Origin of the sequence: Nonomuraea sp. NPDC000554, from assembly GCF_040300065.1 — a bacterium.
Classification (GTDB): domain Bacteria; phylum Actinomycetota; class Actinomycetes; order Streptosporangiales; family Streptosporangiaceae; genus Nonomuraea.
Map to the genome: position 1 here is coordinate 56,460 of NZ_JBEPDC010000010.1, position 22,882 is coordinate 79,341.

The following is a 22,882-nucleotide window of genomic DNA, read 5'->3' on the forward strand; positions in this document are numbered from 1 at the left end:
CCCGCCGGACTCGGATAGGCCCGGCGGGTCTGGTCTTCGGGAGTCAGTTGCCGATGTACGGCACGGCCTCGAGGATCTCGACGGTGTTCTGACGACCGTTCGGCATGGCGTACGTCGCCTTCTCGCCGATCTTCTTGCCGTTGATCGCGGCGCCGAGGGGCGACCTGGGCGAGTAGACGTCGATGGGTGCTCCGCTCTCCTCGCGGGAGGCGAGCAGGAAGGTGACCTCGTCGTCGTCGCCGACGAACCGGATCGTCACGGTCATGCCGGGGCCGACGATGCCCTCGGTCTTCGGCGCCTCACCCACCTGGGCGTTGTCGATGATCTGGCGGAGGTGGAAGATGCGGGCCTCCATCTTGCCCTGCTCGTCCTTGGCGGCGTGGTAGCCACCGTTCTCCTTCAGGTCACCTTCCTCGCGGGCGGCCTCGATCTTCTTGGCGATGTCGACGCGCCCTGGGCCCGAGAGATACTCGTACTCCGCCTTCAGACGGTCGTACGCCTCCTGCGTCAGCCATGTGACGTTCTCATCGCGAGAGTCGGCCACGGGTTCTCCTTGCTTGCCTAGGGGGCACTGAGCTCTGTCGAGGTTGCGTCCAGTTGAATTTCGAAAGGCTAACAAACGTAACCGCCCGAACGCTTCCCCAAACGTCTCATTCTACGAGAGTGCAGTACTGGATATGGACGGAAGTCGCCGCGGCACTGGTGTCGAGGCGCTCCTTGAGCTGCTTCGTACCCGCACCGGCCGGGATTCTTACTTCCCTGCTCCCGACCTCGGCGTGGTTGACGTCCGTGGCCCTGATGCGGCATACGGCGGCTTTGTCGGAAGGCTTGCTCACCTCGAAGGTGATCTCGGCCTGGTCGGGCCTCTTGACGTCGAACGACACCACCTGCGAGGCGGCGCCCGTGCTGCTGCCGGTCATCGACCACATCACGTAGCCCCAGCCACCGGCGACGATGGCTACCAGCACGCCGATGACGACGTGCACGACGAGCCGGCCGCCGCGCCTGGGACGGTCCGGAAAGTCGTCGGGTGTGCCGAGAACCGGGCCGTTCTCGACATCTCTGGTGGCCATGGCGGAATCTCCCTGCACTCCCTCAGCGTTATCCGAGACAATTGTCGCCTGCGGGGGGCGTGCCCTCGCGACCGCCCAGCAGAAACTAACCTGTCCGGGCGGGTGATCGGTCCGACTGAGGAGACATCGAGCCCGTGAGTGCACCGCTGAGGCTGATGGCCGTCCACGCCCACCCCGACGACGAGTCGAGCAAGGGCGCCGCGACGATGGCGCGTTACGTGCGCGAAGGTGTCGAGGTGCTCGTGTGCACCCTCACCGGAGGTGAGCGTGGCTCCGTGCTGAACCCGAAGATGGACCTGCCAGAGATCGTGGCCAACATCGGCGAGGTGCGCAGGGCGGAGATGGCGCGGGCCCGCGAGATCCTGGGTGTCGAGCAGCGGTTCATGGGCTTCGTCGACTCCGGCCTGCCGGAGGACGAGAACGAGGAGCTGCCCGAGGGGTGCTTCGCGTTGCAGAAGCTGGAGGACGCCTCGGCGCCGCTGGTGGCCGCGGTGCGCGAGTTCCGCCCGCACGTGATCGTGACGTACGACGACGACGGCGGCTACCCGCACCCCGACCACATCATGACCAACCGGGTGTCGGTCGAGGCGTTCGACGCGGCCGGCGACCCCGACCGCTACCCCGGCACCGGCGACCCGTGGCAGCCGCTGAAGCTTTACTACCAGATGGGCTTCACCAAGGAGCGGTTCGAGGCGCTGCACGAGGCGATGACCACGCGCGGCATGGGCTCGCCGTACGCCGACTGGATCTCCCGCTGGGAGGACCGTCCCGCCAAGTGGCCGGTCACCACCCGGGTGCCGTGCGGCGACTACTTCGAGATCCGCGACGAGGCGCTGCTCGCGCACGCCACCCAGGTCGATCCCGACGGGTTCTGGTTCGTCTGCCCGCGCGAGCTGCAGCAGGAGATCTGGCCGACGGAGGACTACCACCTGGCGCGCTCGCTGGTCGACACCGAGCTGCCCGAGGACGACCTGTTCGCCGGGATCCACGCCGACGAGGTCTCGCCCGCCTGCCACTGAACGGACCACGCCACCCCGATGGCAGACTGGAAGGGTGACTGTTCTCGCAGCTGGTGATGTCAGCCCGGGTCTGCTCGGCTTCACCGTCGTCGCCCTCATCGGGGTGGCCCTGTACGTCTTGATCAAATCCATGAACAAGCAGATGTCGAAGATCAAGGTGCCGCACGCGGCCGAAGGCGACGACAAGAAGGCCGAGTAGATGCCGATCGAAGTGATCGACAACGCGATGGAGAGCCGGTTCGAGGTTCTCGTCGATGGCAGGGTCGCCGGTTTCGCCGAGTACCGGCTGGCGCCTGCCAAGATCGTTTTCACGCACACCGAGGTGCTGCCCGAGTTCGAGGGGCAGGGCCTGGCGAGCACGCTCGTCAAGCAGGCGCTCGAGATGAGCGGCGACACCGGGCTGCGGGTGGTGCCGCTCTGCCCGTACGTGGCGTCCTACATCAAGCGGCACCCCGAGTACCAGGGCCTGGTCGACGAGTCAGTCGGCGGGTGACCAGGCGCGCTCCAGCGCCTTGGGCAGCCCCCACCAGCCCAGTGGGGTGAGCACGTCGTCCTCGTTCACGATGCCGAGGTAGGCCCACAGGCCGACCACCGGCTGGAAGAGGCTCTCCGTGGCGAGGTCGTCGACCTCGTACTCGTCGACGTCGATGTCCTCCGACTCGCCGATCAACCTGGCGACCCGCTCGGGTGAGGCCAGCACCCCCGGCCCCAACCTGGCCAGCGCGGCGACCGCGGCCAGCCAGTCGGCGTGCTGGATCGCGCAGAGGTTGGCCAGCACGGTGTCCTCGTAGCTGAGCTCGCCCTCCAGGTCGGTGAACTCCTCCAGCGTGTCGCCCTCCTCCGACAGGTCGGAGACGGGCCCGGTGATCCCGGCCGCCACCGCGAGCCACAACTCCTCGTCGTCGTCGGGCATCGGCTGGTCGTCGAAGCCGGCGCAGGCCCGCAGCACGTTGGCCGGGTAGCCGGGCAGGCCGAGCAGCTCGCGCAGCCGTGTGCCGGCCCGGCGCAGCTCGCCGATGGGCAGGTCGGGCTGCATGGGCAGCTCGCCGATGATCCGGCGCAGCTCGGAGAGCGCGAACGCCTCCTCCTCGTCCCAGACGGCGAACAGCTCCTCGTCCTGTTCGTCGTTGACCGCGAAGCCGGGCACCCTGCCGTCGGGCAGCGGCGTGCTCAGCCACTCTTCCTGTAGCTCCTCGTACGCCCTGCGGGCCGGCAGGTCGCCGCCCGCCAGCGCGTCGGGGTCGACGTCGCCCGCGTCGATCCGCTCCTCCAGGTACGCCACGAGCCGCGCGAACATCTCCTCGGCGACCGGGCCGCGTTCCTCCTCCTCCGGCCAGACGAAGTAGCTGGGCGTCATGAGGATCGGCTCGCTGCCCGTCGACTCGGCCCAGCGCTGCACGTCGCCCACCGTGGCCGCGCCGGACTCGATCGAGCTCAGCGCGGCCCTGGCCGACTCCCAGAACGGCGACGAGAGCGGGTTGCCCATGGCCAGCAGCGCCCGCCGGAGGTCGGGCAGCGCCACGAGCGCCACCCCCGAGGGCACGGCGAGCAGCGCCCTTGCCACGTCCCTGCGGGTGAGATCGGGTGCGGGCCGACCGGCGTGCGTGCAGACGAAGTCCAGATCCACGTTCTGTAACCTACGCCCCTGCCGTCCGCACCACACCGCCGAGCCCGAGATCATCCAGAAGCTGTCCGAATATGAACGCTTAGGGTATTTTCTCCTGCAACGAGAGGTACGGGAGTGAACGCTGTGGAACACGGCTACACGGCGCGGTGGTCGGGGATCAGGCAGCGTGCCCAGGACGCGGCGGAAGAGGCGGAGCACGTCCGGATGATCCGCGACGAGGTGCGCGACGCGTTCGCCAGAGCCGGTCGCCCCATGGGGGACGACCAGTACGGCGCCCAGCTGGAGCAGAGCTTCCCCTACCGCAAGGCCGAGATCATGGCGCACTTCGAGGGCTACCTCGACGACCTCGAAGGCGTGCATGACCGCCTGCACGACGGCGCCCGCACCTACAGGGACGCCGAGTCGCCGGGAGGCTGATCTCCGGTGTGGCTCGACGGGATTCCCATCCCCTCGTGGGCGCGTCCCTGGGTGGGCTGGGCGGTCGGCACCGACTGGCCGGAGGGCGACGAGCGCCGGCTGTTCCTGCTCGCCGACGAACTCTGCTACGCGGTCCGCCGGATCGCGGCGGGCGTGCGCGGTGACGGGACAGCCGCGGGCGGCGCGGCACGGCACGCGACGTCCGACTGGGACGGCGAGGCGCTGAGGGCGGCCGTCAAGCACGTGGCCGAGACGACCGGCGGGCGGAAGGCCGAGCTGGTGAAGAGCCTGGCCGACCTGGCGTTCGCGCTGAACGAGCTGGGCGTCCAGGTCCAGAACACCAAGCGCATGATCAAGCTGGGCGCGCTGCTGCTGGTCCTGCAGATCGGCTGGCTGCTCGTGCTCTTCCTGCGGACGCGCTCGCCCTGGGCGCTGTTCAAGGCGAAAGCCAGGGCGCAGGTCACCCGGATGACGGTGCGGCAGCTCCGCAAGCGCCTGCTGCTCAACATCGCGCTGTTCGGTGGGCTGATGGCCGGCATGGACTGGTATGTCCAGGTGAGCCAGCCCCGCCGGGAGCGGATCGACTGGGGCCAGGTGCTGACCGCGGCAGGCACCGGCGCGCTGACCGGGGCGCTGCTCACCGGCCTCGCCTGGCTGCGTCCGCCGAGGTCGATGGTGGGCCTGATGGGCGAGTCCGCGCTGGCCAACGGCGCGGCCACGCTCGGCATGCAGGTCGCGACGGGCCAGCCGGTCGACTGGACGATGGTCGCCAAGGGCGTCACCTCGGGCGCGATCGGAGCCGCCGACGCGCACTGGGCGAGCTGGAGCCCCGGGCTGCGACACGGGGACCCCGGCGGGCACATCGACTCCCTGCTCAACTGGGGCGACCGCAAGGAGGTGAGCAGGGAGCCGCTGCCCGTCGGCGGCGAGACCGTCCGGGCCGAGCGGATCGTCTACAGCGACGGCACGATCGAGGTGGAGAAGGAGTTCGCCAACACCGACCGTCGCGACCGCGAGTACTTCGGCGCCAAGCTGGGCAGGGCGATGGGCGCCCACGTCGCCGACGTACGGGTGACGGGCGAGCGCACCGTCCGGCTGAGCTGGGTCGACGGCGAGCCGCCACCGGTGGTCCGCGGGCACGACGGCACCTGGTCGGCGCCCGGGTACGAGAACACCCGCGAGGGCGTCCTCATGGGCGGGTTCGACACGGTGGGCCTCAACCACGACAGGGCGGGCGCCGGGCCCGGACACGAGGGCATGCGCGTGGCCGGGGGCGTCCTGCGCGGGTTCGACCACGACAAGCTGTTCGGGCAGGGGCTGCTGCCTGACAGCAGGAACCCGTTCGTCCGCCACTTCTTCCGCGCGGAGGGGCCGGGGCAGTTCCCGCGATTCGTGGACAACCCGCTCCATCCGAGCGACGTCGCGGCCATGCGTCCCCAGGTCGAGGCCGTGATACGGGAGATGCGCGAGTTCGGGCACCACGACTGGGCGGACAGCGCCACGGAGGCGTTCCGGCAGATCGCCGAGCACGCCAAGGGGCCGATGCCGATCCTCGACGCGCCTTCGGGGGTGCCGCTGGTCCTCGCCGACCAGCCGCACACCACCTTCGCCGGGCTCCCCGAGGACGCGTCCCCGCCGTCCAGACCGCCTGGGCAGCACGTCCAACCGCAGGACGTCTACCCCGTGCGGAGCGTGGCCGACCCCGACAGGAGGACGGCGGTGGTGCCGCTGCACGACCCGGCCGTCCTCGCACGGCTGGAGGGCGAGCACGCCTACGTCCTCGACCCCGGCAGAGCCCTGCACGCCGAGCAATGGGCGCACCTGCGCCGGTACGCCCAGGTGGGGGTGGTCGAGAACCGGCTGCACCCGCACATCGACCAGGCGGCCCCCGTCGAGGTGCGGCGCATGGCGGTGGGACCGCATCGGGTGACGGAGGTCACCGTCAAGGTCCGCTTCCAGGCACATCCGGATCTCGGCCCGGCGGCGGTGGAGCGGATGAAGTCCAAGGCCATGGACGGGGTCGACCTCGTCTTCAACCACCAGCACAGGCTCTCCGACGGCAGCCAGCTCCACGTGCGCCTGGAGTTCCAGCCGGTGCGGCCGGCCGGCCACGGCGTGGTCGCCTTCCATCCGGGCCACGGGCGCGGGGGGCCGCTCACCTGGTTCGCCGAGGCCGGCCCGATCAAGCTCGCCCACGAGTTCGGCCACCTCCTGGGCCTGGGGGACGAGTACCCGGACGCCGCCAGGGCGGGACACAGGACGGCCACGGACGTCGACGTGTTCGGAGATCTCTCGTTCATGGGCGGCGCGGCCAGCGAGAGGTGGCACTCGGGCGGCCTGGTGCTCGACCGCGCGGGCCACTGGGTCAGCCCGACCGCGGGCCTGCGTGACCGGCACCTGGCCCGGTTGGAGCGCGTCCTCCTCGGTGGCGAGCCACCCCGGGTCTCCCGGGGCGCCCCGGGGCCGCGCAAGGCGTTCGACGTGTACGCGCCGCCGAGCGACATCGCGCTGCCGCCGCACCTGCGACGCCTGGGCGAGCGGTTCCCCGCCGGAGACCGCGACCCGCTGGAGCACGCCAGGCGGCTGGAGCGCGTGCACGACCTGTTCGGCCGGCAGCGGGTGACCGAGGCGCACCTCCACTACGCCGACGCGCTCGCCGACGCGGCCCGCTCCCTCTACGGCACCGAGCCCGAGGCACTCGCGCACCGCGACCTGCTCCGCCTGCACGGGCTCGCCGGGCTGCTCGGGGCGGACCCGCACACCCGCCCGCCGGACGCCTCCTGGTTCCGCCGACAGCTCGGAGCCGACCTGCGCCCGCGCGACTTCGACGGCCTGGCCAGGCTGTCGGAGTGGTTCACCGAGACGGGCGGCACGCGGCAGCCCGGCGAGACGGGGGCGGCGACCCTGCACAGGGCGGCCGCCGAGTTCCTGCGGGAGAGCCCGGACCCCGCCACCACCCGGCGGGCCGCCGAGGTGTTCTCCGACGCGGCCGAGCAGTCGCGCGCCCTGGCCGAGGGCACGGTGGACCTGCGCGCCCTCACCGCCGAGCTACGCGCCCTGCAGGCCGACGGGCACCCGCTGACCGGCGCCGACCTGGCCGAGTCGGCCGACCGGCCACGGGTGTCGGAGAGGCCGCCGTCCGAGGCCGCCGAGCACCTCGTGCCCGGCTCCGGGATGCGGGAGACGCTGCGCGAGGGCCAGCGGTACGCGTACTCGATCGACCCGCGCGCGGCCGCGGACGCCGGCAGCTGGGCCGACGCCCGCCTGACAGCCACCCCGATCGAGGTGCGCGGCGCCTACCCCGACGTCGTGCCGATCGAGGCGCGCCGAATGTGGGCCAGAGGCCCCGACGGGACCCTGCGGCCCGTCACCGAGTTCACCGTGCACGTGCCCTACGAACCGGCGCGCGGCCTGTCGGAGGCCGACGCGGTCCAGCTCCAGGCCGACATCCGGACCGCCGTCGACCTGTACTACAACCACCAGCACCGGCTGAGCGTGGACGGCTCACAGCTGCACGTGCGCGTGGAGTTCGAGCGGGCGGCGCCCGGCGTGTCGCCCGAACAGCGGATCGGCCTGCACCCCATCGACCTGGCGCAGCATCGGGGGCGCATGGTCTTCGCCGCCAAGGTGCCGCTCGTCGAGCACGCGCACCGGATCGGCTTCCTCCTCGGGCTGGAACCCGACTACGCGGCGCACCCGGGCAGCGTCAGGAAGCCGGTCTCCGACGGGGTGGACGGCAAGCTGAGCGTGATGGGGCCGGTCCGCCAGGAATGGTCGTGGCCGCACCTCAAGCAGCGCGCGACCGTCGACGAGACCGGACGCCCCCTGCCCGTCACCGCGGGGCTCCGCGACCGCCACCTGGACACGCTCAGCGGGCACCTCGTCCGGACGTCTCCGTCCATGCCCGAGGTGCCGTTGCACCGGTTGGAACGTCCCGCTCCGGTGCAGACCGCCGTATGGCCCGGGTCGCCGGACGTCAACCGTCACGGACTGCCCAAGTACGTGCGGATGCTGCTCCAGGCGGACAACCTCCCGCAGGGCGAGCGCTCGTTCCTTGACCACGTCCAGCTCCTGGACCGCGCCACGACGGTGTTCTTCGGCTCCGGCCCGGCCGGGCGCCTCCCGTTCCACAACATGACGCCGCGGCACCTGGACTACGTCGAGACGCTGGTCGCCACCGGGCGCGAGGTGTTCGGCACCGGCCCGGAACACCCCTTCTCCGCCAAGGAGCTGCTGCGGCTGCACGTGCTCGCCTGGCAGCTCGGCGCCACGGCCGAGACCCGCCTGCCCGACGCGGCCTGGCTCCGCGGCCAGGTCAACGAGCTGCTCGGACGTCCCGCCGACCATGTGGTGACCGCCGAGGAGGTGCGGTTCCTGGGCGACCTGGCGGGGCGGACCAGCCGCCAGGGGACGCTGGGCGCGCGGCTGCCCGGCGCCGCCGACGCGCCCGCGACGGTCCGGATCGCGCTGCGCCCGGACCCCACACCGCTGGAGGTCACGGCCGCGCGGTGGGGGGAGCGCGCCGAGGCGATCCTGCGGGCGGCGCCTGAGGAGCCGCTGGTTCTGCGCACGTCCGACCGCCTGCGGGAGTGGCTGGAGCGGGTCGTCGCCTTCGACGACCCGCTGACAGGGGTCCAGGCCCGCCTCGGCGAGGTGCGGACGGTCGGCGACTCCGTGGAGTTCACCGTCAGGGTCGGCACCGACGCGGGGGCGTCGGCCGAGGTGACGCACAGGATCGAGCCCGGCAGGGACGGCGTGGTCATCACACAGTCGGCCCCCCTGTTCGACCAGGGCGGCACGTCGCTCCTCGACCGGCAGCGCGTCGAGCTGGCCTGGCGGCGGCAGCGCGAGGCCCTGGAGAACGCGTTCATCGCGATCGGGGCCGAACGGGTCAACGACGTCCCGCTGGTGCCGCCGTCGTCACAGGCCGATCCCGGCTAGCCCGTCCGGGCCTGCGGCGTACCCGTCCGACAGCGCCAGCGGGAGCACCGGCGCCCGCGTCTCGCCGAGCAGCTCGCCGCCCGGCAGGCTCCACCGCCGCACGGTGCCGTCGTCGCAGCCCACCAGCAGCGTGTCGCCGCTGAGCCGGAGCGACAGCACGGTGCCGGGGTTGGGCGCCAGGGTGACGACCTCGTGGCCGGTACGCGCGTCGAGCACGGGCACCCGCCCGTCGTGGCCGCCAGAGGCGATCACCGCCCGGCCGCCGGCTTCGCCGAAGGCGAGCGCGTACCCCGGCCCCTGGTGCACGTCGTGGATCGCCAGCAGCGGCCTGCCCGTGGCCGCGTCCCAGGTGCGGACGTCCCTGTCGTAGCCGGTGGCGGCGACCACGGCCCGGCCGTCCAGCTCGGCGACCGCCACCGCCGTCACGCCCTCCCGAGGCCCGAGCAGCCTGCGCAGCGGGAGGCCCGTCGCCGCGTCCCAGACCCGCACGGCCCGGTCCATGCCGCCCGACACCAGCAGGCCGTCGTGGAAGGCCAGCGCGAGCACCTGTCCGAGGTGCGGCGTCGGCACCACGGCCACCTCGCCGGTGCCGGGCTCGTGCACCCGGACGGCGCCGTCGCCGGTGCCGCTGACCAGCCCGTCGGCGCCGAAGGCCAGCGCGGTGACCGCGCCGTCGCCGGACTCCCGCTCGTACCGGACGCGCGGCTCGGACGCCCGCTCGCGCACGAGGGCGTCGCCGTCGAGGACGGTGACGGTCCCCTCGGCGGAGCCCACGGCCACGAGCCCGCCAGGCGCCTCCCCCGTCACAGAAGCCCCCGCCGCCACAGCGCCCAGCACAGCGCCCGGCACAGCGTCCGACACAGCGCCTGACACGGAGCCCGACACGGCCACCGACGTGGCGCGGAGCGGCAGCGCGCGCAGCAGCTTCCCCGTCGTGTCCCACACCCGGACCTGCTCCCCGCCCGTGACCAGCACCGGCCGGCCCGCCAGGACCCCGGACGCCAGCCCGGTCGGCCACTCGTCGCCGATCGCCCACGCGCGCACCTGCTCACCGGCGGCCCAGATCCGCACGGTCCCGTCCAGCGCGCACGAGGCCAGCTCCGCACCGGCGAAGGCCAGCCCGACCACGCTCTCGGCGTGGCCGATCAGCTCGTGCAGCTCGCGCCCGGTCGCGGCGTCCCAGACCCGGATCACCCCTCCCGCGCCGCCCGCGGCGACCAGCCCGTTCCCGCCCGCCACCGCGTTCACCCAGCCGGGCCCGCAGCCGAGCACGTGCACGGGCCGCCCGGAAGCGGCGTCCACCAGCCGCACCAGCCCGCTCTCCGTCCCCATGGCGATCAGCCGCCGACCGCCCGCCTCCACGAGGCAGACGGCGCTCGACTCATGGTCCAGCGCCCCGAGCGCCGCCCCGGACCTGCCGTCCCAGGCGCGCACGCCGTCGCCGGCGGACAGGACCAGCGCGCCGTGGCAGGCCAGCGACCGCACCGGCCGCCCCCCGTGCCCCGCCCGGACGGGAAGCTGCCGCCCCGACCCGAGATCCCAGACCCTGACCAGGTGGTCGTCGCCGGCCACCGCGACGGAGTCCCGGCCGAGCGCGACGGCCCTGATCGCCGTCCCCGCCGCGGTGGACACGCCGAGCGCCGTGCCCCCCGGCACCTCGTACAGGGCGAACGACCGGTCCCGGCCACCCACCGCGACCGCCGGGACGCCGCGGACCTCCCCGAACGCGGCGGCCCCCGGCTCGCCCCGAGCGCCCTCCTCCGTCCTGACCCGGCGGTGCGCCACGTACGGCCCCACCCCCGTCGCGACGGCCCGGACGAGCAGGTCGAGCAGCGGCACGGGAACGTCCACGACCACCGGCTCCGACGGCTCGCCGCCGACCGCGCCCCCGACCGTGCCCCCGACCGTGCCCCCGACCAGGCCCTCCGCCACCAGCGCCGCGACCACCCGCGGCCAGACCACCGGATCCAGCTCGGCCGCCCACCCGCCCTCGCCGGGCGGCTCCACGGCCATCCGCACGCGCCCGTCGGCGCCGACGGCCACCTCGATTCCGCCCCGCCGGTACACGACCAGTGCCACGGCCAACAACCTACGCCAGCCCGTCCCATGCGAGCAGGGGCCTCCCACTGGTACCACGGGACTCATGCGAGTAACGGAGCCGACGGCGTACCCTGAAGCGACGAAAGGCGGTGTCGTGAGCGCTCAGCCCGTTCGCGGTGACATGGCGGACCATCCGAGAGTGCCAAGAACCATCGGCGGCATCTCCAACGCACTGCGTGGGAGCCGCCGCGCCCAGTTCTTCGCCGAACTCCTGGAAGCGCAGCAGGGCCCCGAGCTTGACGGCGTGCTGACCGCCTGGTGGGGCCGCGCGATGCTCGACACCGACCCCGAGCGTGACCGGGTGCGTGCGGCGGCCGAGGCCGGAACCTTGCCGACCACGAGCATGGACGAGATTCTCCGCAGGCGTCAGGGGCGGGCCGCCCGGTGAATGAGGGGGACGACCTATGGCCCGTCGTACCTTCCGAGATCGTGGCTGAGACGCTTGGCGACCCATCGGTTTCAGCGGAAGCGTTTTCGACGGTGGCCGCCCTCACGGTCGCGATCTGCGAGGACCCTGGCTGGGCGGGAGCGACCAGGTCGGCGCTGATCCGGACTGGCGGGAAATCCTCATCCCGAAGGGGTACGGCATCGCGGAGTACCGGATCGACAGGAAGAACCAGCAGGTGCTTCTCACCCGCATCGTCCTGTTCTGTCGGTGTGAGAGCCTGGCCGTATGAACAGGCTTGGTAGTGAGACCTCTCCCTACCTCCTTCAACACGCCGACAACCCGGTTGAATGGTGGCCTTGGGGAGAGGCGGCGATGGAAGAGGCGCGTCGGCGCGACGTGCCGTTGCTGATCAGCGTGGGCTACTCGGCCTGCCATTGGTGCCATGTGATGGCGCACGAGAGTTTCGAGGACGCCGACACCGCGCGCCTGATGAACGCGCACTTCGTCAACGTGAAGGTCGACCGCGAGGAGCGGCCCGACGTCGACGCCGTCTACATGAACGCCACCCAGGCCATGACGCAGCAGGGCGGGTGGCCGATGACGGTGTTCGCGACGCCCGAGGGGCACCCGTTCTTCTGCGGCACCTACTTCCCGCGCCCGCACTTCCAGCGGCTGCTCGTCGGCGTGCACAACGCCTGGCGCGGCGACCGGGAGTCCGTCCTGGAGCAGGGGTCGAAGGTGGTCGAGGCGCTCAACCAGGGCTCCGCGCTGCCCGCCGGGCCGCAGCCGACGGCCGAGACGCTGGAGGTGGCCCTGGGGAACCTGCGCTCGTCGTTCGACGCCGAGCGCGGCGGGTTCGGCGGGGCGCCCAAGTTCCCGCCGTCCATGGTGCTGGAGTTCCTGCTGCGCTCCGGGGAGACGGAGATGAGCGGCCGCACTCTTGAGGCGATGGCGCGCGGCGGCATGTACGACCAGCTCGGCGGCGGGTTCGCGCGGTACAGCGTCGACGCCGGGTGGGTGGTCCCGCACTTCGAGAAGATGCTCTACGACAACGCGCTGCTGCTGCGGGTGTACACGCACTGGTGGAAGGCGAGTGGGCAGCCGCTGGCGCGCCGGGTGGCGCTGGAGACCGCCGAGTGGCTGCTGCGCGAGCTGCGCACGCCCGAGGGCGGGTTCGCCTCGGCGCTCGACGCCGACAGCGAGGGCGAGGAGGGCAGGTTCTACGTCTGGACCCCTGACGAGCTGCGCGAGGTCCTCGGCGACGACGACGGCGCGTGGGCGGCGGAGCTCTTCGAGGTGACCGGCACGTTCGAGCACGGCACGTCGGTGCTCCAGCTCCTGTCCGACCCCGAGGACGACGAGCGGTACGAGCGGGTCCGGGCCGCGCTGCTGGCCGCCCGCGAGCGGCGGGTCCGGCCCGGACGCGACGACAAGGTGGTGGCCGCGTGGACCGGGCTGGCCATCGCCGCGCTGGCCGAGACGGGCGCCGTCTTCGAGCGTCCGGACCTGGTGGAGGCGGCGGGCGTCGCCGCGTCCCTGCTGGCGGACGTCCATCTGGTCGAGGGCAGGCTGCTGCGCACCTCGCGCGACGGGCGGGCCGGTGCCAACGCGGGCGTCCTGGAGGACTACGCGGACGTCGCCGAAGGGCTGCTCGCGCTGTACGGCGTGACCGGCGAGACCCGCTGGTTCCGCCTGGCGGCGACGCTGCTCGACGCGGTGCTCGACCGGTTCGCCGACGGGGCCGGCGGCTTCTACGACACGGCCGACGACTCCGAGCGGCTCTTCCAGCGGCCCCGCGACCCCACCGACAACGCCACCCCCTCCGGCCAGTACGCCGCCGCCGGGGCGCTGCTCTCCTTCGGCGCGCTGACCGGCTCGGCACGCCACCGCGAGGCCGCCCTGGCGGCGCTGCGGCCGGTGTCGGTCCTGGCTCCCGGTCATGCCCGGTTCGCCGGGTGGGGGCTGGCGGTGGCCCGCGCGGCCCTGTCGGGCCCGGTGGAGGTGGCCGTCGTCGGCCCGCCGGACGACCCGCGCACCCGGGCGCTGCACCGCGAGGCGCTGCTCGCCACCGCCCCCGGCCTGGTCGTCGCCCTCGGCCCCGGTACGCCCGCCGAGACCGGCGAGCCCGCCCTGCTGGAAGGGCGTGGGCCGGTCGGCGGGGCGCCGGCCGCCTACGTGTGCCGGAACTTCGCCTGTCGCATGCCGGTTACCAGCCCTGAGGCGCTGCGCGCCGAACTGGCCGGTGGATCACCGGGTTAGCGGCCGGGCGAGAACCCGCCGGGGTCGCGGTTGGGCGGCCCCGTGGGCACGGACGGGCGGCCCGTCGACGGGTTGTCGTTCTGCGGCGGCTGCTGCTGCATGTCCGGCGGGTTGTTGCGGTCGGGCCGCTGCGTCGGCGACTCGGTGAACGGCTGGTCGGTGCTGTCGGGCGTGGGCATGTCCCACGGGCCGGGGTCCTGCGACTGCTGAGGGTCGGGCTGGCTGGGGTCCGGGGTCGAGTAGTCGGGCTGGTACCCGTAGCCGGACGGCTCCGGGAAGTCCACGACCTCCTGGCCCGCCATGGCCTCGGTCATGAACGCCCGCCAGATCTGCGCCGGGAGCTGCCCGCCGAACTGCACGCCGTACCCGGGGATCTCCACGGTCTTGTTGTCGTCCCTGAACATGTCGACCGCCACCGCGAGCTGCGGGACGTACCCGTTGAACCACGCGGACGCCGAGTGGTCGGTCGTGCCGGTCTTGCCGGCCACCGGCCGGTCGTAGAGCCTGGCCGCGCTGCCCGTCCCGTAGTTCACGACCTGCTGGAGCGCGAACGTGGTGTCGGCGGCGGCCTGCTTGCTGATCACCTGCCTGGACTCCGGCCTGACCGTCTCCTTGGTGCCGTCGGCCCTGGTGACCGACTTGACGACGTGCGCCTCCATGTGAACGCCCCCGTTGGCGAAGGTGGAGAACCCGGACGCGTTCTGCACGGCGCTCACCGAGGCGACGCCGAGCGGGAACGACGCGGCCCCCTGGTGCGGCTGGATCTGCGCCTTCGGGATGCCCGCCTGCTCCGCCGTCTTGGCGACCTTGTCCAGGCCGACCTTCTGGCCGAGGTCCACGAACGCGGTGTTGACCGAGTTCTGGGTGGCGCCGACCAGGTCGATCTCGCCGTAGGAGCGGTCGCTGTCGTTCGGGATGGGGTGCTCGGGGTCGGACGCGACGTGCATGGGCGAGTTGCCGTTCACCCTGGTCGTCAGGTCGAACCCGTTGTTGAGCGCGGTGGCCAGCGTGTACGGCTTGAACGTGGAGCCCGCCTGCACCTTGGCGGAGAAGGCGTTGTCGTACTGGGACCTGTCGGGGTTGCCGCCGTAGAAGGCGACGACCTCGCCGTTGGCCGGGTTCACCGCGGCCAGCCCGGTGCGCACCTTCTTCGGCGTGGCCGAGGGCAGCACCTGCTTGACGGCCCGCCCAGCAGCGTCCATGAGCTTCTTGTCGAAGGTGGAGACGACCCTGAGGCCGCCGCTGCTGATGTCCTCGTCGGTGTAGCCGCGCCGGTTCAGCTCCGCGGTGACCTGTTCGAGCATGTACCGGCCCTGGCCCTTGAGCTCGAACGGCTTCTTCGGGGTCTTGAGCGTGGGGAACGTCTCGCCGGCCACCTGCTCGGGGGTGAGCGCCCCCGTCTGGCCCATGGCGTTGATGACGCCCTTCCAACGGGCCTGGACGGCGGCCAGGTCGGCGCCCTTGGGGTCGGCGAACCGGCTGGGCTGCTGGATCACCGAGGCCAGGTAGGCGCCCTCGGCCACGGTGAGCTTGTCGACGTCCTTGCCGAAGTAGGCCTGGGCGGCCGACTCGACGCCGTTGGCGCCGCGGCCGAAGTAGATCGTGTTGAGGTACTGCTCCAGCACCCAGTCCTTCGGCTTGGACTGATCGACCTTGATCGAGATCAGGATCTCTTTGAACTTGCGGGTTATGGAACGTTCCTGGCTCAGCCCGCTGTAGTAGTTCCGGACGAGCTGCTGGGTGATCGTCGAACCGCCCTGGAGCTGCTGCCCGGTGAGAGTGGACCAGACGGCCCGCGCGGTGCCCTTCACCGAGACGCCGCTGTCCTCGTAGAACGAGCGGTTCTCGGCGGCGATGACGGCGTCGCGGACGTGCTGCGGCACCTTGGCAAGCGGCACGTTCTTGCGGTTGATGCCCTGCCTGGCGAGGACGGTCTTGCCGTCGCGGTAGTAGATCACCGACCCCTGGGCGGTGGCCTCCTTCTGAGTGCTGTCGGGAATGGGGGTCATCGCCCACGCGATTCCGAAAAGCGTGGCGCCTACCACGATCCCCGCACCGCAAGCAATCACCAGAAAGCGAAGAACCCGCCGTTTCCGCATGCCCTTCTCACCACCGCTCCGCACCGCGCCCCCCGATCGCATCTCCGCTCAACCCGCGCCAGCTGGGCGAACGTCAAGGTTAGGCGATCGATTCGGGTGCCTCGTCCCTCAGCGATGGTACGGCTAGCCCTCCCGGCGACGGGGGACGTCGGCGACCAATGGCAACACTCGGTAAGGAACGGGAGTGTCAAGAGCGATGATTGAGGATGTCCTGAGAACCCCTTGAACGTCCACGATCTGATCGATGACCCGCTGCAGATCGGCGTTCGTGCGCGCCACCACCCGGCAGAGCAGGTCGCTGCCGCCGGTGATCGTGTGGACCTCCAGCACCTCGGGAATGTGCGCCAGCCGGTCGGCGACCGGGTCGTGCCCGGCGACCTGCCGGATCTCCATGGTGACGAACGCGGTCACGTCATAGCCCAGCGCCGCGGGCGAGACGTCGGGGCCGAAGCCGGTGATCACTCCCCGGGCGACGAGCCGGTCGAGCCGCGCCTGCACGGTGCCGCGGGCCACTTCGAGCCTGCGTGAGCACTCCAGCACGCCCAGCCTCGGCTCGGCGGCGAGGAGCGCGATCAGACGGGCGTCCAGCTGGTCGATCGTCATGCTGCACACACCTTCCCGGAGTTTCGCCGCTTCACTGGACATGTTGTCCACTCGATGAAGTAACTGTTGCACAACTCGTCCATCTAAATCGAGAGTTAGTGACATGAGTGATGTCTTTCCCGTTAACGGCATGGACGCCGTGGTGTTCGCCGTGGGCAACGCCAAGCAGGCTGCGCACTACTACTCGTCCGCGTTCGGCATGAGGCTGGTCGCCTACCGCGGGCCGGAGAACGGCAGCCGCGACGAGGTCGGCTACGTCCTGACCTCGGGCAGCGCCAGATTCGAGTTCAGGGCCTCGGTCAGGCCGGGCACCGACCTGGCGCGGCACGTCGCCGAGCACGGCGACGGCGTGATCGACCTGGCCATCGAGGTGCCCGACGTGGAGGCCGCCTACGAGCACGCGGTCAGGCACGGGGCCACCGGGCTGGCCGAACCGTCCACGTTGGAGGACGAGCACGGCAAGGTCGTCGTCGCGGCCATCGCCACCTACGGCGAGACCCGCCACACGCTGGTCGACAGGTCCAACTACGGCGGCAGGTACCTGCCGGGCTACGTCGACGCCGAACCGCTCGTCGCCGCGCCGGACGTGCGGAACGGGCGCCTGTTCCAGGCCGTCGACCACTGCGTCGGCAACGTCGAGCTCGGCAAGATGGACGAGTGGGTGGCGTTCTACCAGAACGTGATGGGCTTCACGAACATGGCGGAATTCGTCGGCGACGACATCGCCACCGAGTACTCGGCGCTGATGTCCAAGGTCGTGGCCGACGGCACCCGCAAGGTCAAGTTCCCGCTGAACGAGCCCGCGATCAGCCGTAAGAAGTCGCAGATCGACGAGTACCTCGACTTCTACGGCGGCCCCGGCGTGCAGCACATCGCGCTGGCCACCAACGACATCCTGACCACGGTCGACCACATGCGCGCCGCGGGCGTGCGCTTCCTGGACACGCCCGACTCCTACTACGACGACCCCGAGCTGCGCGAGCGCATCGGTCAGGTACGGGCCCCGATCGAGGAGCTCAAGAAGCGCAAGATCCTCGTCGACAGGGACGAGGACGGCTATCTGCTGCAGATCTTCACCAAGCCGGTGCAGGACCGGCCCACGGTGTTCTTCGAGCTGATCGAGCGGCACGGGTCGCTCGGCTTCGGCAAGGGCAACTTCAAGGCGCTGTTCGAGGCGATCGAGCGCGAGCAGGAGCGCAGGGGAAATCTTTAACTTTGCCCAAATGTGATGGTGGCCACCATGGTCACAGGTGGCCACAATCCCTGTGCGCGCCGTGAATCCGGTGCGACCGGCGCGGGCGGACACGCTGCGTGATCAGGTGGCCAAAGCTCTGGTTATAGATGTCTGACCTGCTCTTTTGTCATAGGCTGCATGCCCGGACAGAAGGGGGAGTCAGAGTCCATGGGGTTCAACCACTACGCAGCCGTGCCGCTTGCCGCGCTACTGAGCGTGCTCGCCTGCTCGCCGAGCAACGGGGCCGCCGCGGCGCCCGTGCCGCACTCGCCGGCGAAGGCCGCAGGGGCACCGGGAATCGGCGACGCCGACTTCCCGCTTGACGGCAACGGCGGCTACGACGTGGCCCACTACGGGCTGGCGATCGACTACACGCCGTCCACCAAGCACCTCGACGGCGTCGCGACCATCCAGGCCAGCGCCACCCAGGCGCTGTCGAGCTTCAACCTCGACCTGTCGGGGCTGGAGGTGAGCCAGATCGCGGTCGACAACACGCCGGCCACGTTCTCCCGCAAGACCGACGAGCTCACCGTCGTCCCCGCCAAGCCGGTCACCAAGGGCGCGCAGTTCACCGTCAAGGTGACCTACTCCGGCGTCCCCGCGCCGATCAAGGATCCCGCCAACCTCGGCACGTACGGCTTCATCCCGACCGACGACGGCGCGTTCGTCGCCTGCCAGCCGTCGGGGGCCAAGACCTGGTTCCCCTCGAACGACCACCCGTCCGACAAGGCCAGCTACGACTTCACGATCACCGTGCCCGAGGGGACGACCGCGCTGGCCAACGGCGAGATGGTGACGCCGCCGACCACCAAGGCGGGCCGCACCACCTTCGCCTGGCGCGAGAAGCACCCGATGGCGACCTACCTGGCCACCGCCACGATCGGCAAGTTCGAGCTGCGTAAGGGCACCACCGCGGCGGGCATCCCGAACCTGGCCGCCGTCGATCCCAAGTTCCGCAGCTCGCTCGACAAGCTGTACACGGTCTCAGGTCAGGTCACCGACTACTGGAGCAAGATCTTCGGTCGCTACCCGTTCTCCTCGACCGGCGGCATGGTCGACAACTACCCGGCCGGGTACGCCCTGGAGAACCAGACCAAGCCGCTGTACGGCGGTTTCCAGCCCGACGAGGGCATCATCGCCCACGAGCTGGCCCACCAGTGGTTCGGCGACAGCCTGAGCATCACCCGCTGGAAGGACCTCTGGCTCAACGAGGGCTTCGCCACCTACGCCGAGTGGCTGTGGTCCGAGCACACGGGCAAGAAGAGCGCCGACGACATGTTCCGGGCGTACCTGGACCGTCCCGACTCCGACGCGATGTGGAAGTACCCCCCGGGGCGCGCCGTGCCGAAGGACCTGTTCAACGACTCGGTCTACACGCGGGGCGGCATGACGCTGCACGCGCTGCGCAAGTCGGTCGGCGACACGACGTTCTTCAAGCTGCTGAAGACGTGGACAGAGCAGCACAAGTACGGAAATGTCACCACGGATGAGTTCATCGCGCTGGCGGAACAGCTCTCGGGCAAGGACCTGAAGCCGCTGTTCGACGCGTGGCTCTTCCAGCCGAAGAAGCCCACCGTCACCTGACACGAAGAGGTACGGCGGCGCCTGGCCGTACCTTTCCGCGGGGCCGCTCGCCGGAGCGTCAGCTACCGGCGGGCGGCTGCCCCTCGGGTCCCCCGAGATCGTTCCAGGACGGGTTGTCGATGATCTTGCAGGGCTTCACCGGGCCCTGCACCAGGTAGCCGCCGAACTCCCAGAGCACGCGGGGCTTCTCCGGCCCGGACGTCTGGTCGTCGTTCTCGGTGAACTCCAGCACCAGGGTCTGCCCCTCCTTCACGTACGAGGGGTCGATCTCGAAGGCTTTGTCGCCCGGGTGCGCCGCCTTGTAGGACAGGCTGTTCCGCAGGGTCTTAAGGCGCTCCTCTTGGGATGCGTTCGCGTCCGGCTGGGCTTCGCCGATGACCTTTCCTCTCGGCGGCTCGCACCGTTTGCCCGGCTTGATGTAGCTCACGTCGGCCGTGACCCCCATCTGCTTGAGGTCCTGCTCCAGCTTGTCCGCGTCCCTGAACTCGTTGATCCGGACCTGGATCGTCCCGTCGCCGTTCTTGGTCACCGCGTACGCCGGGGTCTCCGAGCCGGTCAGCAGCGGGACGGCGATCGCGGCCGCCGCGGCCAGCCCGGCCACCGCCGCCCCCGCGAACAGGCGGCGACCGGTGAAGCGGCGGCGGCTCGCCTGTCGTGCGGCGATCTCTGCCTTCAGTTCCATCAGCAGGCGCTCCTCGAAACTCATCGGATTGTTCCTTCCATGACGAGGGGCACGTCCATGAGCGTCTTGCGAGCAGTCTGGCGGGCACGGTGCAGCCTGACCCTGGCGGTCCCCTGCCGGATGCCGAGGGCGGTCGCGGCCTCCGTGACCGTGAGCTGGTCGATCGCGACCAGTTCGAGCACTGCGCGCTCACCCTCGGGTAATCCGGCCATGGCCGCGAAGGCGCGCCGTGCGGGTTCTGCCGCGTCGATGCGCTCCTCCATCCTGGCGACGTCGTCGGCGTCCAGCAGCCGCCGCCCGCCGACGCGGTCGGCCAGCCGGGACTCTCTGAACGCCCGGCGCCGCTCGGCCGAGAGGGTGTTGCGTGCCACGCCGTACAGCCAGGCGATCTCGCTGCCCAGCCCGGAACGGTAGGTGTGAGCCGAGTCGAGCACCGCGACGAACACCTCCGCGACCAGGTCGGCAACCGTGTGCGGATCGTCCACCCGGCGGGCGAGGAAACGCGTGACCGCCTCGACGTGCCGCCGGTAGAACGCCTCGAACGCCACGGGATCTGTGGCGATCTCCGCCTGCTTGCGACGCACCGGCCGTGCTCCCTTCGTCGATCTACATCCCTGCTTGGACGGAGCTCGGCGAAGCGTTACAGAACGAACGGCGCCCGGCCACCGGACGCGGACGACCGGCCCGGCTAGTGGTCGCGGACGATCAGGGCCGCGGCGCCGACCAGCCCGGCCTCCTGGCCCAGAGCCGCGGGGACGACCCGGACCCGGGCGGCGAACTCCATCCTGGCGTGCTCGCGCAGCGCCTCCTCCAGCGGCCCGAACAGCAGCTCGCCCGCCTGCGACAGCCCGCCGCCGATCGTGACCAGCTCCAGGTCGCACAGGTGGGTGGCGGACGCGATCGCGACGCCGAGCGCCCGCCCCGCCCGCCGCATCGCCGCCAGCGCCACCGCGTCACCGGCCCGCGCGTCGGCCGCGAGCTTCCGCCCGGTGACGGCCCGGTCCTCCAGGTACGGCAGCACGTCCACGCCGTCGCCCACCACGCTCAGAGGCCGGTCAGGCACCCAGCCCTGGGCCTGGGCCCAGGCGGCCAGGGCCGGACCTCGCGCGACGGCTTCCAGGCACCCGTGCCCGCCGCAGCCGCAGGGCGGGCCGCCCACCGGTTCGACCACCACGTGGCCGATGTGCCCGGCGTTGCCGGTGGCGCCGTCGACCAGCCGTCCGCCGAGGATGAGGCCGCCGCCCACGCCCGTGGAGACGACCATGCCGAGCATGTCCCGGCTGCCCTGCCCGGCTCCCTGCCAGTGCTCGGCCAGCGCCAGGCAGATCGCGTCGTTGTGGACGCGCACCGGGACGCCGGGAAAGCGCCCGGCCAGCCTGGCGCGCAGCGGGAAGCCACGCCAGCCGGGGATGTTGAGCGGCGAGACCTCCCCCTCGGGCCACGTCATCGGCCCCCCGCAGCCCACGCCCACCCCTTCGACGCCGTCGGCGAAGGGCTCGACCAGCCGCACCAGCGTCTTCCACAGGGTCTCCGCGTCGGCGTCCTGCGGGGTTCCGGTGCGCGCTGAGGCGGTCACCGTCCCGTCGCGGCTCACCAGCCCGGCGGCCATCTTGGTGCCGCCGACGTCGATCGCGAGGATCACTGGTCCGCCGCGGCGGACGAGAACACCAGCACGGACGCGGTGAAGCCGTGCACGTGATTGTGCCCGGCCACCGGCCCGACCTCGCCCGCGGCGAAGAAGCCGGCCATGCCGATCGGGCCGAGCGTGTCGCGCAGCGCGACCGGGTCGTGGTCGGCGGTGCCGAACATCGCCGAGCCCCGTCCGTTGCAGGAGAACAGCAGCGCGCCCTCGACCTTGCCCAGCTCCTCACGGTGGGCGTCGAGCAGGTCGTACAGGTCCTCGTCGGCGGTGGCGGCGTCGCGCACCTGGAAGCGGACGGTCCTGCCGATCTCGACCACGTCGCCGATGGCCACGGCCTCCCGCTCGGGGTCGATGCCGATCACCCCCCTGATCAGGAAGTCGCCGCGTTCGTGCCGCTCGGCGTACTCGTCCATGGCCACGCCGATCTGCAGCCCGGACGCGACCAGCTCGCGGTCGTCCTCGTCCAGCTCGGTGACGATGTCCTCCAACCGGGCCAGCGCGGGCTGACCCGCCAGTTCCAGCAGCAGGTTCTCCTCGGCCCGGGTGACGACCATGGACGGCCCGATGGGCCGGCAGCCCTGGCTGACCACGGTGCTGACGTGTATGGGGCCGCTCAGCAGCACGCCGATGGCCCCCTCGGTGTAGACCTCGCCGTCGGCGAACAACCGGACGGAGCCACGGCCCTGCAGCCCATTAGCCAGGCCGCCGATCAGCGGCAGGTCGCCGAGCACGTCCACGGAGCGCTCCACGAACGCGTCCGTCGGGAACGTGTACGGGTCTGCCAGCAGGATCGCCACGTGGTCGTCGGCGCCGCGCTCGGGCAGCCCCGCCACCACGAACCGGTCCTCGGCCGTCAGCGTCTCCAGGGCGAACGTGGTCAGCCGGGCGCCTTCGAGCGTCGCCGCCCAGGCGCTCACGGCAGAGGCCAGCTCCACTCCCTGCCCGTCGCCGATGACGCCGGTGGCGCTGCAGCCGATCACGTGCGCGTCGGGCGCCATGCGCATGGCCCGCTGCCCTGCGCGACTGACATCGTCGGGGTCCTCGCCGCAGATGAAGAAGCAGACCAGGTCGGCTCGGCCACCGAGCCTCGACAGGGCCTGCCCGACCGCGCTCTCGGCCGCTTCCTCCAGATCGGAGCGTACGGCGAGGCCGTCGGCGAAGCGGCTCGTCATGAGTGCCACCTGTTTCGCCTCCTCCGCAGGTCAACGTTCCTT

Annotated in this window: 19 protein-coding genes; 9 read left to right on the top strand and 10 right to left on the bottom strand. The window is 71.5% G+C overall.

The window, feature by feature from the left end:
- Positions 1 to 43: 43 nt before the first annotated feature.
- Both greA and ABT294_RS20155 read right to left on the bottom strand, forming a co-directional pair.
- The gene (gene greA, locus ABT294_RS20150; protein WP_350807536.1) at positions 44 to 544 is read right to left on the bottom strand and encodes a transcription elongation factor GreA; all 501 of its coding nucleotides are present in this window, start codon (positions 542 to 544) and stop codon (positions 44 to 46) included.
- Positions 545 to 650: 106 nt separating this feature from the next.
- Complete coding sequence (locus tag ABT294_RS20155) at positions 651 to 1,073, bottom strand: DUF4307 domain-containing protein (protein ID WP_350807537.1); 423 nt, start codon at positions 1,071 to 1,073, stop codon at positions 651 to 653.
- Between the two features lie 134 nt (positions 1,074 to 1,207).
- Between ABT294_RS20155 and mca the strand changes: the two genes are divergently transcribed.
- The 3 genes from mca to ABT294_RS20170 are packed head-to-tail and all read left to right on the top strand — an operon-like array spanning position 1,208 to position 2,585.
- The gene (gene mca / locus ABT294_RS20160; RefSeq protein WP_350807538.1) at positions 1,208 to 2,092 is read left to right on the top strand and encodes a mycothiol conjugate amidase Mca; all 885 of its coding nucleotides are present in this window, start codon (positions 1,208 to 1,210) and stop codon (positions 2,090 to 2,092) included.
- 34 nt (positions 2,093 to 2,126) lie between these two features.
- Positions 2,127 to 2,291, top strand: a complete 165-nt coding sequence (locus tag ABT294_RS20165; protein ID WP_350807539.1) for a hypothetical protein — start codon at positions 2,127 to 2,129, stop codon at positions 2,289 to 2,291.
- Positions 2,292 to 2,585, top strand: coding sequence for a GNAT family N-acetyltransferase (locus tag ABT294_RS20170; RefSeq protein WP_350807540.1), 294 nt, complete (start codon positions 2,292 to 2,294; stop codon positions 2,583 to 2,585). It begins immediately after the preceding gene.
- Here ABT294_RS20170 and ABT294_RS20175 read toward each other — a convergent pair.
- Complete coding sequence (locus ABT294_RS20175) at positions 2,571 to 3,719, bottom strand: hypothetical protein (protein ID WP_350807541.1); 1,149 nt, start codon at positions 3,717 to 3,719, stop codon at positions 2,571 to 2,573. The two genes, ABT294_RS20170 and ABT294_RS20175, sit on opposite strands and share 15 nt — an antisense overlap.
- 114 nt (positions 3,720 to 3,833) lie before the next feature.
- Between ABT294_RS20175 and ABT294_RS20180 the strand changes: the two genes are divergently transcribed.
- Positions 3,834 to 4,136: a hypothetical protein gene (locus ABT294_RS20180; RefSeq protein WP_350807542.1), complete on the top strand. Its 303-nt coding sequence runs from the start codon at positions 3,834 to 3,836 to the stop codon at positions 4,134 to 4,136.
- Between the two features lie 6 nt (positions 4,137 to 4,142).
- The gene (locus tag ABT294_RS20185) at positions 4,143 to 9,077 is read left to right on the top strand and encodes a WXG100-like domain-containing protein (protein ID WP_350807543.1); all 4,935 of its coding nucleotides are present in this window, start codon (positions 4,143 to 4,145) and stop codon (positions 9,075 to 9,077) included.
- Here the strand turns inward: ABT294_RS20185 and ABT294_RS20190 are convergent.
- Positions 9,057 to 11,156, bottom strand: a complete 2,100-nt coding sequence (locus ABT294_RS20190) for a WD40 repeat domain-containing protein (RefSeq protein WP_350807545.1) — start codon at positions 11,154 to 11,156, stop codon at positions 9,057 to 9,059. The two genes, ABT294_RS20185 and ABT294_RS20190, sit on opposite strands and share 21 nt — an antisense overlap.
- A 160-nt stretch (positions 11,157 to 11,316) precedes the next feature.
- Here ABT294_RS20190 and ABT294_RS20195 point away from each other — a divergent pair, with 160 nt between their 5' ends.
- A complete protein-coding gene (locus ABT294_RS20195; protein ID WP_350807546.1) occupies positions 11,317 to 11,565 on the top strand; it encodes a hypothetical protein in 249 nt (82 codons plus the stop codon).
- 285 nt (positions 11,566 to 11,850) lie between these two features.
- On the top strand, positions 11,851 to 13,824 hold the full coding sequence (locus ABT294_RS20200) for a thioredoxin domain-containing protein (RefSeq protein ID WP_350807547.1): 1,974 nt from the start codon (positions 11,851 to 11,853) through the stop codon (positions 13,822 to 13,824).
- On the opposite strand, the gene ABT294_RS20205 is transcribed toward ABT294_RS20200, so the two are convergent.
- A complete protein-coding gene (locus tag ABT294_RS20205) occupies positions 13,821 to 15,833 on the bottom strand; it encodes a transglycosylase domain-containing protein (RefSeq protein WP_350807548.1) in 2,013 nt (670 codons plus the stop codon). The two genes, ABT294_RS20200 and ABT294_RS20205, sit on opposite strands and share 4 nt — an antisense overlap.
- A gap of 213 nt (positions 15,834 to 16,046) precedes the next feature.
- Positions 16,047 to 16,526: an Lrp/AsnC family transcriptional regulator gene (locus ABT294_RS20210; protein ID WP_350807549.1), complete on the bottom strand. Its 480-nt coding sequence runs from the start codon at positions 16,524 to 16,526 to the stop codon at positions 16,047 to 16,049.
- A gap of 103 nt (positions 16,527 to 16,629) precedes the next feature.
- Between ABT294_RS20210 and hppD the strand changes: the two genes are divergently transcribed.
- Together hppD and ABT294_RS20220 are read left to right on the top strand one after the other, a co-directional pair.
- On the top strand, positions 16,630 to 17,739 hold the full coding sequence (gene hppD, locus ABT294_RS20215) for a 4-hydroxyphenylpyruvate dioxygenase (protein ID WP_350807551.1): 1,110 nt from the start codon (positions 16,630 to 16,632) through the stop codon (positions 17,737 to 17,739).
- Between the two features lie 159 nt (positions 17,740 to 17,898).
- Positions 17,899 to 19,344, top strand: a complete 1,446-nt coding sequence (locus ABT294_RS20220) for a M1 family metallopeptidase (protein WP_350807552.1) — start codon at positions 17,899 to 17,901, stop codon at positions 19,342 to 19,344.
- Between the two features lie 58 nt (positions 19,345 to 19,402).
- Here ABT294_RS20220 and ABT294_RS20225 read toward each other — a convergent pair whose 3' ends face one another.
- The 4 genes from ABT294_RS20225 to ABT294_RS20240 all read right to left on the bottom strand — a co-directional run bounded on the left by ABT294_RS20225 (position 19,403) and on the right by ABT294_RS20240 (position 22,840).
- A complete protein-coding gene (locus ABT294_RS20225) occupies positions 19,403 to 20,050 on the bottom strand; it encodes a hypothetical protein (RefSeq protein WP_350807553.1) in 648 nt (215 codons plus the stop codon).
- Positions 20,047 to 20,610: an RNA polymerase sigma factor gene (locus ABT294_RS20230; RefSeq protein WP_350807554.1), complete on the bottom strand. Its 564-nt coding sequence runs from the start codon at positions 20,608 to 20,610 to the stop codon at positions 20,047 to 20,049. Before ABT294_RS20230 ends, ABT294_RS20225 begins: the two co-directional genes overlap by 4 nt.
- Before the next feature lie 104 nt (positions 20,611 to 20,714).
- Entirely contained in the window at positions 20,715 to 21,668 is a 954-nt protein-coding gene (locus ABT294_RS20235; protein WP_350807555.1) for an ROK family protein, read from the bottom strand.
- On the bottom strand, positions 21,665 to 22,840 hold the full coding sequence (locus tag ABT294_RS20240) for an FIST signal transduction protein (RefSeq protein ID WP_350807557.1): 1,176 nt from the start codon (positions 22,838 to 22,840) through the stop codon (positions 21,665 to 21,667). The genes ABT294_RS20235 and ABT294_RS20240 overlap by 4 nt, the downstream gene beginning before the upstream one ends.
- Positions 22,841 to 22,882 lie beyond the last annotated feature (42 nt).